The organism is Saccharothrix luteola, from assembly GCF_020859565.1.
Taxonomy (GTDB): Bacteria; Actinomycetota; Actinomycetes; order Mycobacteriales; family Pseudonocardiaceae; genus Actinosynnema; species Actinosynnema luteola.
Genome location: NZ_JAJHUO010000043.1, coordinates 32,183 through 45,072 on the forward strand (window position 1 = coordinate 32,183; position 12,890 = coordinate 45,072).

Below are 12,890 nucleotides of genomic sequence, written 5' to 3' on the forward strand. Positions count from 1 at the left end.
CGCTCAGCCCCAGCAGTTCTGCAGGCCCCAGGCGGAGTCCTTCGACTCCACGCCGGACGCGGGCTGGTCGGTGATCAGGGTGACGCCGGTGTCGACGAAGTCCTTGCCCGCGGTGTTCTGCGGCTTGGTGCCGTCCTTCGCGAACTTCGCGATCGCCTCCACGCCCAGCTGGGCCATCTTCAGCGGGTACTGCTGCGCGGTGGCGCCGATGATGCCCGACTTGACGTTCTCCACGCCGGGGCAGCCGCCGTCGACCGAGACGATGGTGACGTCCTTCTCCTTGCCCGCCGCCTTCAGCGCCTCGTACGCGCCCGCCGCCGCGGGCTCGTTGATCGTGTAGACGAGGTTGACGCCCGGGTCCTTCTGCAGCAGGTTCTCCATCGCCGTCCGGCCACCCTCCGGGGCGCCGTCGGTGACGTCGTGGCCCACGATGCGCGGGTCGCTCTCGTCGCCGATCTTCGCCTTGTCCTTCACGTCGACGCCGAAGCCCTCCAGGAAGCCCTGGTCGCGCTGCACGTCCACGGACACCTGGTTCGGGTTGAGGTCCAGCAGCGCGATCTTCGCCTGCTTGCCCTCGGCCTCGAACTTCGCCTTGGCCCACTGCCCGATCAGCAGCCCGGCCTGGTAGTTGTCCGTGGCGAAGGTCGCGTCCGCCGCGGCGGCCGGCTCCAACTGGGTGTCCAGGGCGATCACCAGCAGCCCGGCCTGCCGCGCCTTGTCCACCGAGGGCACGATCGCCTTCGAGTCGTTGGGGGTGATCAGGATGCCCTTGGCGCCCGCGCCGATCAGGTTCTCGATCGCGTCGACCTGCGACTGGTTGTCGCCGTCCTGCTTGCCCGCGAACGACTGCACCGTCGCGCCGGTCGAGCCGGCGGCGGCCTGCGCGCCCTCCTTCATCTTCACGAAGAACGGGTTCGTGTCCGTCTTGGTCACCAACCCCACGAGCGTGCCGCCGCCGGCCGCACCGCCGCCGTCCCCGCACCCGGTGACCAGCGCCAGCAAGGACGCCGACACCAGCGCCGTGAGCCTGACGCCCGTTCGCGACCGTCCGGTCATGTCTCCTCCAACGTCAACGTTGACGTAACCGGCCGCCGGATCCGATTAGGTTCCGTCGTGACCGCCTGTTACGCATGCAGCAGTGGAAAACGCCGCACTTCCGGTCCCATGAGGACAGTTCGAGGAAGTGGGACTTTCGTTAAGTCATCGTTGACGCTAGCTTCGTGGTCCAAGTCACGACAAGCTGCCGTTACACAAGCGTTACCCAGGATGGAGCAGAGGACCATGGACGCACGGGGTGCACGGCGCGAGCCGACCATGAAGGACGTCGCCGCACTCGCCCAGGTCAGCACGAAGACGGTGTCGCGGGTCATCAACGACCTGCCCGGCGCCGGTCCCGACGTCGTCGAACGCGTCCGCGCCGCCGCCCGCACCCTCGGCTACCGCCCCAACCTCACCGCCAGCAGCCTGCGCCGCTCCGACAAGCGCAGCGCCACCATCGGCGTGCTCTTCGAGGACCTGTCCAACCCTTTCGACGCCGCCCTGCTGCGCGCCGTCGAGGACCGCGCCCGGCAGAACGACGTGCTCGTGCTGGCCGGCAGCAACGAGGACGACCCGGCCCTGCAACGCGAACTGCTCACGTCCCTGGCCACCCGCCGCGTCGACGGCATCGTCGCGATGGCCGCCGGCGGCCACCAGGACGCGCTCCAGCAGGAACGCGAACGCGGCACACCCATGGTCCTGGTCGACCGCCCACCGACCTTCGACGGCACCGACAGCGTCACCACCACCAACCGCGACAGCTCCCGCGAGGCCGTCCTCCACCTAGCCGAACGCGGCCACCGGCGCATCGCCTTCCTCGGCGACCGGCAGACGCTCTGGACGAGCCAGGAGCGCTACACCGGCTACCTGGAAGGACTCGCCCACACCGGTCTCACCCTGCGCAAACAGCTCATCCGCACCGACCTGCACGGCCCCGACGCCGCCGAGACCGCCACCGCCGCCCTGCTCGACCTGGACGAACCGCCGACCGCGCTGTTCACCGCGCAGAACCTCGTCACCGTCGGCGCGATGCGCACCCTGCGCGCCCGCGACCTGCACCACCGGATCGCGCTCATCGGCTTCGACGACTTCCCCCTCGCCGACATGCTCGAACCCGCCGTCACCGTCCTGCGCCAGGACGTCCCCGCCCTCGGCCGCAGAGCCGCCGAACTCATCTTCACCCGCATCGACGGCGACCAGTCCCCGCCCACGCACGCCGTCATCCCGGCCACCCTCGTCCAGCGCGGTTCGGGCGAGATCCCGCCGGCGCCGTGATCGGACACGGACGCGTAACAGCGTTGAGCGCTCGTGGTTCCGACAAGCCCTCACCGTGACGGCGACGGCCACCGACACCTACCACCCGACGGGCGGCCCACCTCCTGGTCGAGTGCCCCCCGCCGGCCGACCCGACCTCACCGTGCGGTCAGGTGTGGCCCGGGGACGGGCGAGGCGCCTTGTCGGACGAAGACCGGGATGCGGTCGAGAGGTGCACTGGTGTCCACAGTGGTCCCGCCGGTGGCCGGTGCTCCGGTCCACGCGTCGGTCCAGTCCGTTCCGGCGGGCAGGTACACCGTCCTGGAACGTGCGCGGTACTCGGTGACGGGTGCGACCAGCAGGTCGGGGCCGAACATGAACTGGTCCTCGACCTGCCACGCCCGCTCGTCGTCGGGGAAGTCGACGAACAGCGGTCGCATCGGGGGCAGCCCGGTCTCGTGCGCGACGCGCATCTGGTCCAGGAGGTACGGCTTGAGCCGCTCGCGCAGGTGGAGCTGGTCGCACAGGATCGGGTAGGCGGCTTCCCCGAACGACCACAGCTCGTTGGGTCCTCCGGTCATCTCGGCGGTGAAGGGCTGGTTGGGCGCGCGGTCGCCGTGCAGGCGCAACAACGGGGTGAACACCGCGTACTGGAACCAGCGGATCACCAGCTCGCGGAACTCCTCGTCCTCCGGGTCGCCGCCGAGGAAGCCGCCGATGTCGCTGTTCCACCACGGGATGCCGCTCATCGCCATGTTCAGCCCGGCCCGGACCTGCACGGCGAGCGAGTCGAACGTGCTGGCGACGTCGCCGGACCACACGGCCGCGCCGTACCGCTGGCTGCCCGCCCACGCCGACCGGATCAGCAGCACGACCTCGTCCTCGCCCGCCTCGCGCATCCCGTCGTGGAAGCCTTGGGCGTGCAGGAGGGGGTAGAGGTTGGTCACGGCGCGTCCGGGACCGGCGTGGTAGACCGCCTCCTCGGCGAGACCGGACGCGAGGTCGGGCTCGCAGGCGTCCAGCCACCACACCTTGACGCCGTGGTCGAGGTAGTTGCGCCTGACCTGGTCCCACAGGTACCGGCGGGCGGCGGGGTTGGTCGAGTCGACGTAGGCCAGTTCCGGGTACCCGGACGCGTCGGGCCAGTGCTGCCGCGTGAGCCCGCCGCCCGCCCGGCCGACGAGCAGACCCGCGCGCCGCATGGGCTCGTAGTTCTCGCTGGCCGCGCCGATGGTCGGCCAGACGGAGACCATCAGGCGCACGCCCATCTCCTCCAGCTCCCGCACCATCGCCCGCGGGTCCGGCCACGAGGTCGGGTCGAACCTCCACGAACCCATGGTGGGCCAGTGGAAGAAGTCGGCGACGATGACGCTCAGCGGCAGCCCGCGTCCGTGGTGCTCGCGTGCGACGGCCAGCAGCTCGTCCTGCGTCTTGTAGCGCAGCTTGCTCTGCCAGAAGCCGGCCGCCCACTCCGGCATCATCGGCGTGTGCCCGGTGGCCTCGGCGTAGCGGGCGAGGATGTCGGCGGGTCGGTCGCCCGCGGTGATCCAGTAGTCGATCTGCCGCGAGTCCCGCGCCACCCAGCGGGTCACGTCCATGCCGAGCTCGACCCGCCCGATCGCCGGGTTGTGCCACAGCAGGCCGTAACCGCGGCTGGACACCAGGAACGGGATGGTGACCTCGCCGTTGCGCTGCACGAGGTCGATCACGCAGCCCTTCTGGTCGAGCCTGCCGTGCCCGTGCTGGCCCAGGCCGTAGAACCGCTCGCCCGGGTAGCCCCGGAAACGCTGCTCCAGCCCTTCGGACGTGAAGTGACGCGGGCCGGGCCACCAGATGTAGGGCGGCGCCTCGGCCAGCAGCTCGGCGCCGTCGGCGGAGGAGAGGAACCGGAGGTGCCCCCGGTCGTCCAGCTCGGCGGTGATCGCGCCGTTGACGATGCGGCGCTCCCCGACGACCGGGGCGCTCGCCTGCGGCTTCGGGGTGAGCAGCGCGCCGGGCAGGTCGTCGCGCAGGCTGTCACGCGCCACCCGCACCCGCAGGCTGTCGACACCCCACGGCTCCACCCGCACGACCACGTCGGACGTGCTCCACTCCAAGGCCTCCGCCATGAGACGTCGTTCCCTTCCGAAGAATGCGCCGTGGTGGCGGCTTCCTGCCGTCGGATGCGGCCGGTGTGTGTCGAAGCGCTTCGACAGTCGGCAGGCTACGAGACCGCACTGGGGTCGGCAAGGGGGTCCTCAGCACGGCATCGCGTTCGAGACGGCGGATTCCGCTGTCCGGACGACGCCGGCTCCGTGCGCCCGCGACTACCGTTTGGATCGATTCAGCGGACATCTCGCAATGGAGCGACCATGCCCAAGTCACGCACGACCGCAGGAGTCCTCGCCCTCGCCGTCGTCCTGCCCCTGGTGGCCGCGCCCACCGCGCAGGCGAGCGCCACCATCACCGAACTGCCCGGCCTGCCCGGCCACCCCACCCACCGCGCGATCGCCGTCAACGACCTCGGGCAGGTCGTCGGCGTCGCGGAGGGCAACGGCAAACCGCGTGCCGTGCGGTGGACCGCGAGCGGCGCCGCGGCCACCGACCTCGGGCTCGGCAGACCGTCCGGGCTCAACCAGGTCGGCCAGGTGCTCATCGAGGAAGGTGTCAGCCTCACCGGCCCCTTCGTCCAGCGGGCCCGGATCTGGCAGGACGGCACGGTCACCGACCTCACGCCCAGCGGCGCCGGCGTGGTGATCGCATCGGCGATCGGCAACACGGGCGTGGTGCCGATGACGTACTCCACCTCGCCGTCGGGGTACCACCAGGAGAAGGCGGTCGTGTGGCGGGACGGCAAGCACACGTCGTTGCCCGTGACCGGGCCGCACCTGTGGGCGAGCGCGGTCAACGACGCCGGCGTGGTCGCGGGCTCCAAGGCGCCCATGTTCGGCACCGACCTCCACGCGTTCCTCTGCCCGGACGCCACGACGTGCAGGCCGTTGCCGACCGTGCCGGGGTCGAGCACCTACTCGGTGGAGGCGATCAACGAAGCCGGGGTGGTCGTCGGCAACCGGGACACCAAGGCGTTGCGCTGGGCGGGCGACCAGGTGACCGTGCTGTCGACCTCCGGCGGGGTGGCGAACAGCCCGCAGGCGATCAACGAGCGCGGTGACGTCGTCGGGTGGACCACGGACGCGAGCGGCACGCGGCGGGCGACGCTGTGGCGGGCCGGCGGCGGGTCCGTGACGCTGAACGTGCCCGGTCGGTCCGAGGCGGTCGCGGTCAACGACCGGGGTGACGTGATCGGCTGGACGGGCAGCGCCGGCTCACCCCGCGGGTTCCTGTGGCGGGACGGGAAGGTCGTCTACCTCGGCTCGCTCGGCGGCACGCGCAGCCTGCCGGTGGCCTTGAACGAGCGCGGCACGATCGTCGGCGAGAGCACGACCGCCGACGCGACGCTCAAGGCCGTGAGGTGGACCGTGACCGGCTGACCTGTCGCCGCCGGAGCGGTTGACCTGCCAGGGCCCAACGGACCCGCAGGCCAGGCGCGCTGGTTCCCTGGCATCTGTGAACCACTGCGGTTCGGTGTCATCCGGGCAGTGAAAGGGGTTGAATTCCGGCACTACGCCGCTCGCAGCAAGGAGTGCACATGCGCACAGCAACCGTGGCCGCGGCAGTCGTCGCCCTGGCCGCCGTGACCGCCTGGCCCGCTTCCGCGATCAACACCTACAACGCCGTACCCGCCCCGGAGCGCACCGAGGTCGGCGCCCTGGTCGCGACCTGGGACAACGACGACAACCCCGCCACGCCGGACCGCGTCGACTGGGTGTGCAGCGGCACGATGGTCGACGCCGACACGTTCCTCACCGCGGCCCACTGCGTCGACGGTTGGCCGTCGAACGTCAAGTTCTACGTCTCGCTGCTCCAGGACGTGCAGTCCGCGCTCGACGCCGCGACGGGCACCCCGGCGCAGAAGGCGGCGTCGGTCGGTGTGCAGGGCGTGGCCCACGGCGACCCGGCCTACCCGGGCAACTCCGCCGATTCGCACGACATCGCGGTGGTCGAACTGCCCGCCAGGCAGGTGGCGGCGCGCTGGAACTTCAAGCCCGCCACCCTGCCGACCGCGGGCAAGCTCGACGCGATGGGCCCGAGGGCGCTCGACGCCGCCGAGTACACCGTCGTCGGCTACGGCACGGAAGAAGCCCAGAACGGCCCCGGCGGCCACACCCACCCCGGCGGCGGCGTGCGGATGAAGGCCCCGCTCGGCTTCAACGCGCTCAACAACACCTGGCTGCGGCTGTCGATGATCGAGGCGCAGGGCAACGGCGGCGCGTGCTACGGCGACTCCGGCGGTCCGAACTTCGCCACCATCGACGGCAAGCGCGTCCTGGTGGCGACCACGATCACGGGCGACGCCCCGTGCTACGCCACCAACGTCACGTACCGCCTCGACACGCCTTCCGCCCGTTCCTTCCTCGCGCCCTTCGTCGCCCTCTCGTAACACCCGAAAGACGCGGCTCCACCACTCGTGGGCGGGACATCGTGCGATCCGCCCACGACTGGTGGATCCTCGCGTGCGCGCAATCGGCGTAACCTGGCCACCCCATCTCGCGATTGCGCGGTTTCGCGACGCCGGAGGCCAGCATGGCGATCATCAAGAAACCCTTCGATTCCTACTCGATCGTCCACTCCAGCAACAACTCCCAGTACGAGGCCGACATCGCCTGCTTCATCACGGGCACCGTCGACCTGATCGGGAGAATCCTCTTCTTCAAGGACGGCACCCCTCCGCCGCCGAACGTGCTGCTGGCGTACGGGCCGGAGATCCACTTCCCGCTCAGCAGGTTCCCCGAAGTGGTCGACACCTTGCGCCAGGAGAAGCCTCTCTACCTGTGGCTGGACACGGACTCCCTGGTCGGGGCGGTCGGCACGACCGACAAGGAACCGGCAGGCGAGGAGGAGGGCTGACGTCGACCCGGCCCGGAGGTCGGATCAGGGATGTGACCGATAGCCGGGCAATAGGGCGGGGTAAGCGGCGGCGGGCAGGTTGGTCCTGATGGCACAACCAGAGAGGGGGTCGCCGATGAGCGCGGATGCCGGGGTCACGGCGATGGGGATCGACCACGTCCGGCTCAGCTACCTCTACCTCGACCAGGGCGACCTCGACGGGTACGGCTCGTTGTTCGCGGCCGACGCGCGGATCGTCCGGCCCGGTGAGCGGGTGGTGCGCGCGCACGTCGAGTCCGGGCACGCGGGGCTCAGCGTCGGCAAGCACGTGGTGGAGGAGGTCTTCGGCGTCGACGACCGGGTCACCGTGACCGGGCGGCTGACGCACCGGGTGACGGGGCGGGAGGTGGGCTTCGCGGACGTCTTCGCGTTGTCCGAGCACGGCTTGTTGCGGTTCCAGAAGACCTACTTCTTCGTCGCGCCCGGGTAGCGGGTCGGTGGTGGTGGCGGCGCGTCGCCGCCGGTGGGACCGACTGCCGAAGGCCCGTTGGTCCTGTCGGACGAGCGGGCCGGGTAGCTTCGAGCACGACGGTGACACCGGTGCTCACCCCGAGTTACCGTGATCACGCGGTCGACTTGGGGAGCAGCAGTGGGTTTGCCAGCGCGATTACCGGAAACCGGTTTGGTCTACCGCGTGCTCGGGCCCCTGCACGTCTCCGGCGGTGCCGACGGCGACGTGAAGATCCCGCCGGGGCGGCAGCAGGTGGTGCTCGCCATCCTGCTGCTGGAGGCCAACCGGGTCGTCGGCGTCGACACGCTGGTCGACGCGATCTGGAACGACGCGCCGCCCGCGACCGCGCGCACGCAGGTGCAGATCTGCGTGTCGGCGCTGCGCGGCACCCTGGTCCGGGCCGGGCGCGGCGAGGCCATCGCCACCAAGCCGCCCGGTTACTCGCTGAGGGTCGCCGAAGGCGAGCTGGACCTGCACCTGTTCACCCGGTTGACCGCCGACGCCGAGGAGGCGATCCGGGTCGGTGACCGGGTGGCGGCGTCGACGTTGTTGCGCCAGGCCCTCGGGCTGTGGCGCGGGCCCGCGTTGGGCGGCACCACCAGCCGTGCCCTCAACGCCCGCGCGGCCAAGCTGGACGAGGACCGGCTCGCCGCCTTGGAGATGTCGCTGGACCTGGAGCTGGCCGCGGGCCGCCACCACCACCTGGTCGGCGAGATCAGCGCCCTGGTCGCGCAGCACCCGCTGCGGGAACGCCTGCGCGGCCAGCTCATGCTCGCGCTGCACCGGTCCGGGCGGCAGGCCGAGGCGTTGGAGGTGTACCGGGTCGCGCGCGACCTGCTGGTGGACGAGCTCGGCCTGGAACCGGGCGACGAGCTGCGCCGGCTGGAGGGCGCCATCCTCGCCGGCGACCCCGGGCTGCTGGTCGCGACGCCCGAACCCGAGGCGCCGCCGCAACGCGTGCCGGAGGCCACCGCTCCCTTCCAACTACCGGCGGACATGGGCGACTTCACCGGTCGCGCCCGGCTGATCGCGCGCGCCGAGGAGCTGCTGACCGGCCCGCAACGCGCCACGCGCGTGCTGGCGCTGGTGGGCAAGCCGGGCGTGGGCAAGAGCGCGTTGGCCGTGCACATCGCGCACCGCCTGGTGGACGAGCACTTCCCCGACGGTCAGTTGTACTGCGACCTCGCGGGAACGCGGGCCGCGCCCGCCACGGCGGCCGACGTGCTGGGGCGGTTCCTGCGCGCGTTGGGCATCCCGGGGTCCTCGATCCCGGACGCCGCGGACGAGCGGGCGGAGATGTACCGCCAGCTCGTGGCCCGCAAGCGGGTGTTGATCGTGCTGGACGACGCGGCGGCCGAGGGCCACGTGCAGGCGTTGCTGCCGGGCAGCGGCACGTGCGCGATGATCGTGACCAGCCGGGCCAGGCTGACCGGTCTGCCCGGCGCGCGGGTGCTCGAGGTCGACGTGCTCGACCACGACGAGGCGATGGACATGCTGGCCACGGTGATCGGCCCGGAGCGGGTGGACGCCGAGCCCGCCGCGGCGAACGCGCTGATCCGACTGGTCGGCGGCTTGCCGCTGGCGCTGCGGATCGTGGCAGCGCGGCTGGCCGCCCGCCGCCAGTGGTCGTTGGCGTGGATGCTGGAGCGGTTGTCCGACGAACGCCGCCGGCTCGACGAGCTGGCGCACGGCGAGATGGTGGTGCGGGCGAGCCTCGCGCTCACCTACGACGGCCTCGGCCCGGACGCGCGGCGGTTGCTGCGCCTGCTGGGCCTGCTCGACGGCCTGAGCTTCCCCACGTGGGTGGCCGCGGCGCTGCTGGACGCGGACCTGTACCGGGCGGCGGACCTGTTGGAGCTGCTGGTCGACGCGCAGATGCTGGAGATCGTGGCCATCGACCTCGACGGCAGCCCGCGCTACAAGTTCCACGACCTGATCCGGCTCTACGCCCGTGAGCAGTTGGAGCGGCACGCCGCGGAGGACGCGCCCCAGGACGCGTTGGAACGGGTGTCGGGCGGTTGGCTCGCGCTGGCCGAGGAGGCGCACGCGCGCATCTACGGCGGTGACTTCACCGTGCTGCACGGCGGTGCGCCGCGCCGTCGGCTGCCGCGGTCCTCAGTGGACCGGTTGCTGGCCGACCCGGTGGCGTGGTTGGAGGCGGAGCACCGCAACCTGTGCTCGGCGGTCGAGCTGGCCGCGGGCGGCGACCTGGTCGAGATGTGCTGGGACCTCGCGGTCACGTTGGTGACGTTGTTCGAGGCGCGCTGCTACTTCGACGACTGGGAGCGCACGCACGAGCGGGCGCTGGCGGTGGTGCGCGCGGCCGGTGACCGGCGGGGCGAGGCGGCGTTGCTGTGCTCGCTCGCGTCGCTGCGGCTGAGCTGGTCGCGCGGCGGCGACGAGGTGGCCGACCTGCTCGACCCGGCGCTGGCGCTGTTCGAGGAGCTGGACGAGGTCCTGGGTGTGGCGATGGTGCGGCGCAACCTGGCGCTGGCGCACCACCGGCGCGGCGACGCCGAACGGGCCGAGCCGGAGTACCTGGCCGCCCTGGACGGGTTCCGCCGGGCGGGCGACCCGGTGGGGCAGGCGTACGTGCTGGCGCAGCTGGCGCAGATCGACGTGCGCAACGGCGCGGAGGAGTCGGCGGGAGGTCGGCTGCGCGAGGCGCTGGGCATCTGCCGGGAGGTCGGCAACCGGCGGGTCGAGGTTCAGGTCCGCTACCGGCTGTGCGACTTGATGGTGCGGCGCGGGGAGCACCGGGAGGCCGAGGCGGCGTTGACCGAGCTGCTGGACGGTGTCCGGGAGCTGCACGACATCGTGGGCGAGGTGCGGGTGCTCCGCCTGCTGTCGGAGGTGAAGCTGGCGCTGGGTGACGGCGCGGGGGCCGAGGAGCTGCTGCGCCGGGCGCTGGAGGTGCACGAGCGGGCGATGGACCACGCCGGCGCGGCGGAGACGTCCACGGAGCTGGCGCTGGTGCTGGCCGGCCGGGGTGACCGGGTGCAGGCCGCCGACCTGCTGGACCGGGCGATCGCGGTGTTCGCCGAGCGGAACATGACCGCGTCCCGGGAGCGTGCCGCTCAGGCGTTGGCGGCGCTCGGGGCGGGCTGAACTCCGATCACACCGCGGTCTGGGTCGGGCCCCACGGCGTGTCGTCGGACGTCGGGCCCCACGGGGTGTCATCGGAGGTCGGGCCCCACGGGGTGTCGTCGGAGGCGGTCGCCGTCGTCGGGCCCCAGGGCGTGTCGTCGGCGTGGGCGGCGGTGGCGCCGAGGACCGGGAAGAGGACGATCGCGGCGATCGCGGTGGCGGTGGCGAGGGTCTTGGTGATGTTCATTCCGGGGCCTCTTCCTGGTCGGTTCCTGCTGCTGGAACCGACGTTAGGAATGCTCACCATCGCGGCCTTATCGTGCCGCGATGGAGGCATTATCGCGGCTGAATAGAGATCACCCAGAAGCCGCTCAGACCCACTTCGACCTGCATCTTCGGCTAGGCGGCCGTCGTTGCCACCTTCTTGGCGAATGTGTTGTGGGGCGTGGCAGGCACCGTTCCCGTGGTGTGGTCCACCGATATCGGGGCGCCCAGTTCCCGGCAGGCCGCGCGAATATCGTCGACTTTCGCGTCGTGGTCCGGGTCGGTGCGCGACACCAGCACGCCGACCATCGTCCCGCTGTGCGCGACGGCCACGCCGAGGGCGTCCGCGTCCCGGCTGATCGCGATCAACGGGTCGAGCAGGCGCTTGTGGCAGCGGCGCTGGTTCAGCTCGGCGCTGCGGGTGGCCACCCGGCCGACCGCCGCCAAGTCGCCCCGCGCCAGTGCCGAGCCGACGTCGTCGAGCAGCACGCCGTACTCGCGGCGCTCGGCCGCGGTGATGGGCGGGCGGGTCGTGTTGAAGTCCACGGTGTCCACCTGGCCGCCTTCGTCCACGCCGATCACGGTCAGCGGCGGCGGCGCCCCCAGCGCCCGGCACAGCGCCACCCGGCGGTGGTGGAACGCGACGATGCCGGGGTGCATCAGGCCGTCGGTCGGCTCGACGCCGCGCAGCAGCAGTTCGGTCTCCCGCGGCCCCACGACGCGTCCCAGCGCGTCGCCGACCGCCCGCACGGTGGCGACGAGGTCCGCGGAGGAACTGGCCATGCCCTTGCCCTCGGGCAGGTCGCTGGTGATCTCCAGCGTGCCGCCGAACCCGGCCGCGCCGAACCGGTCCAGGGCCGACCGCGCGACGAAGGCGGACTTCCGCTTGTGCTCGGGCGACACGCGCAGCTCGGACGAGCCCGGGAACAGCGTGATGCGCGCGGTGGACCAGCGGGCGATCGGCAGGGTCACCAGGAAGTCCTCACCCGACCCCGGCAGCGCGCCCTGCAACAGCTCGCCGAAGGTGCCGAAGGACACCCCGGTGCCGTGCCGCACCTCGACCGACGTGCCCCTCCGCGTCGCCGTCATCCCCTCGGTCACGACCCATCACCACCCTGTGCTCGGTTCGTCGTCATGTCGGTCGGTCGTGCCCCGTCGAAGTCGGTCACGGCGTGGGCCTGCCGAGCAGGCGCAGCACGTCGTCGGCGGTGTCGGCCACGTCGAGCATCCTCACCTGGGCCCTGGTGGCGAAGTCGTCCGCCTCCGCGTGCGCCAGCAGCGCCACCAGCGGGTCGAAGAACCCACGCCGGTTGACCAGCACGATCGGCCGGGCCAGGCCGCCCGCCTGTTCCAGCGCCATCAGCTCGGCGAGCTCGCGCAGGACGTCCACGCCGCCCGGCAGCACGACGAAGCCGTCGGCGAGCCGGTGCACCAGCTTGATCCGCTCGTCCGCGGTGCGCACGGCCTGCAGCACCGTGCCGCCCACCTTCGGCACGCCGCCGCGCAACTGGGACAGCGGCACCACGTTGTTCACCGGGCTGCCCGCGGCGTGCGCGGTGCTCACCAACCGGCCGAGCACGCCGACCGGGGCGCCGCCGCACACCACACCCAGCCCGACGCCGCCGAACCGCGCGCCCAGCTCGGCGGCGAAGGCGAGGTACTGCCCGCCCGCGCCCTCCCCCGTGCCGCAGAGCACCCCGACCCGGCGCACCGGTGGGCGCAGGGACAGGTCCAGCACCTCGGCCGTCAGGACCGCAACACCGGCTCGATCCGGCATCGCCACCACCGTCCTCTCCTGTGGGCTGCCGTC

Annotated in this window: 11 protein-coding genes; 6 read left to right on the forward strand and 5 right to left on the reverse strand. The window is 71.9% G+C overall.

What is annotated here, in order from left to right; translation table 11 throughout:
• Positions 1–3 precede the first annotated feature (3 nt).
• Positions 4–1,056, reverse strand: coding sequence for a sugar ABC transporter substrate-binding protein (locus LNK82_RS41940; protein WP_230572434.1), 1,053 nt, complete (start codon positions 1,054–1,056; stop codon positions 4–6).
• 225 nt (positions 1,057–1,281) lie between these two features.
• On the opposite strand from LNK82_RS41940, the gene LNK82_RS41945 reads away from it, so the two are divergent.
• Complete coding sequence (locus tag LNK82_RS41945; protein ID WP_230572435.1) at positions 1,282–2,313, forward strand: LacI family DNA-binding transcriptional regulator; 1,032 nt, start codon at positions 1,282–1,284, stop codon at positions 2,311–2,313.
• 137 nt (positions 2,314–2,450) lie between these two features.
• Here LNK82_RS41945 and LNK82_RS41950 read toward each other — a convergent pair whose 3' ends face one another.
• The gene (locus tag LNK82_RS41950) at positions 2,451–4,400 is read right to left on the reverse strand and encodes a glycoside hydrolase family 31 protein (protein WP_230572436.1); all 1,950 of its coding nucleotides are present in this window, start codon (positions 4,398–4,400) and stop codon (positions 2,451–2,453) included.
• 243 nt (positions 4,401–4,643) lie between these two features.
• Here LNK82_RS41950 and LNK82_RS41955 point away from each other — a divergent pair, with 243 nt between their 5' ends.
• From LNK82_RS41955 to LNK82_RS41975, 5 genes are all read left to right on the forward strand, one after another.
• Positions 4,644–5,762, forward strand: coding sequence for a hypothetical protein (locus tag LNK82_RS41955; protein ID WP_230572437.1), 1,119 nt, complete (start codon positions 4,644–4,646; stop codon positions 5,760–5,762).
• Between the two features lie 158 nt (positions 5,763–5,920).
• The gene (locus LNK82_RS41960; protein WP_230572438.1) at positions 5,921–6,772 is read left to right on the forward strand and encodes a trypsin-like serine protease; all 852 of its coding nucleotides are present in this window, start codon (positions 5,921–5,923) and stop codon (positions 6,770–6,772) included.
• Between the two features lie 143 nt (positions 6,773–6,915).
• Complete coding sequence (locus tag LNK82_RS41965) at positions 6,916–7,239, forward strand: hypothetical protein (RefSeq protein WP_230572439.1); 324 nt, start codon at positions 6,916–6,918, stop codon at positions 7,237–7,239.
• Positions 7,240–7,354: 115 nt separating this feature from the next.
• Entirely contained in the window at positions 7,355–7,708 is a 354-nt protein-coding gene (locus LNK82_RS41970; protein WP_230572440.1) for a nuclear transport factor 2 family protein, read from the forward strand.
• Positions 7,709–7,867: 159 nt separating this feature from the next.
• A complete protein-coding gene (locus LNK82_RS41975; RefSeq protein WP_230572441.1) occupies positions 7,868–10,837 on the forward strand; it encodes an AfsR/SARP family transcriptional regulator in 2,970 nt (989 codons plus the stop codon).
• A gap of 7 nt (positions 10,838–10,844) precedes the next feature.
• Here LNK82_RS41975 and LNK82_RS41980 read toward each other — a convergent pair whose 3' ends face one another.
• From LNK82_RS41980 to LNK82_RS41990, 3 genes are all read right to left on the reverse strand, one after another.
• Positions 10,845–11,063: a hypothetical protein gene (locus tag LNK82_RS41980; RefSeq protein WP_230572442.1), complete on the reverse strand. Its 219-nt coding sequence runs from the start codon at positions 11,061–11,063 to the stop codon at positions 10,845–10,847.
• A 152-nt stretch (positions 11,064–11,215) separates the two neighbouring features.
• Positions 11,216–12,181, reverse strand: a complete 966-nt coding sequence (locus LNK82_RS41985) for a GHMP family kinase ATP-binding protein (protein ID WP_230572443.1) — start codon at positions 12,179–12,181, stop codon at positions 11,216–11,218.
• 64 nt (positions 12,182–12,245) lie between these two features.
• Positions 12,246–12,857: an LOG family protein gene (locus LNK82_RS41990; RefSeq protein ID WP_230572444.1), complete on the reverse strand. Its 612-nt coding sequence runs from the start codon at positions 12,855–12,857 to the stop codon at positions 12,246–12,248.
• Positions 12,858–12,890 lie beyond the last annotated feature (33 nt).

Excerpts from the sequence above, each read along its gene's own strand:
- LNK82_RS41965 (WP_230572439.1), top strand. The coding sequence starts at position 6,916 with ATGGCGATCATCAAGAAACCCTTCGATTCCTACTCGATCGTCCACTCC.
- LNK82_RS41945 (WP_230572435.1), top strand. The coding sequence starts at position 1,282 with ATGGACGCACGGGGTGCACGGCGCGAGCCGACCATGAAGGACGTCGCC.
- LNK82_RS41990 (WP_230572444.1), bottom strand. The coding sequence starts at position 12,857 with ATGCCGGATCGAGCCGGTGTTGCGGTCCTGACGGCCGAGGTGCTGGAC.
- LNK82_RS41940 (WP_230572434.1), bottom strand. The coding sequence starts at position 1,056 with ATGACCGGACGGTCGCGAACGGGCGTCAGGCTCACGGCGCTGGTGTCG.
- LNK82_RS41955 (WP_230572437.1), top strand. The coding sequence starts at position 4,644 with ATGCCCAAGTCACGCACGACCGCAGGAGTCCTCGCCCTCGCCGTCGTC.
- LNK82_RS41960 (WP_230572438.1), top strand. The coding sequence starts at position 5,921 with ATGCGCACAGCAACCGTGGCCGCGGCAGTCGTCGCCCTGGCCGCCGTG.
- LNK82_RS41980 (WP_230572442.1), bottom strand. The coding sequence starts at position 11,063 with ATGAACATCACCAAGACCCTCGCCACCGCCACCGCGATCGCCGCGATC.
- LNK82_RS41970 (WP_230572440.1), top strand. The coding sequence starts at position 7,355 with ATGAGCGCGGATGCCGGGGTCACGGCGATGGGGATCGACCACGTCCGG.
- LNK82_RS41950 (WP_230572436.1), bottom strand. The coding sequence starts at position 4,400 with ATGGCGGAGGCCTTGGAGTGGAGCACGTCCGACGTGGTCGTGCGGGTG.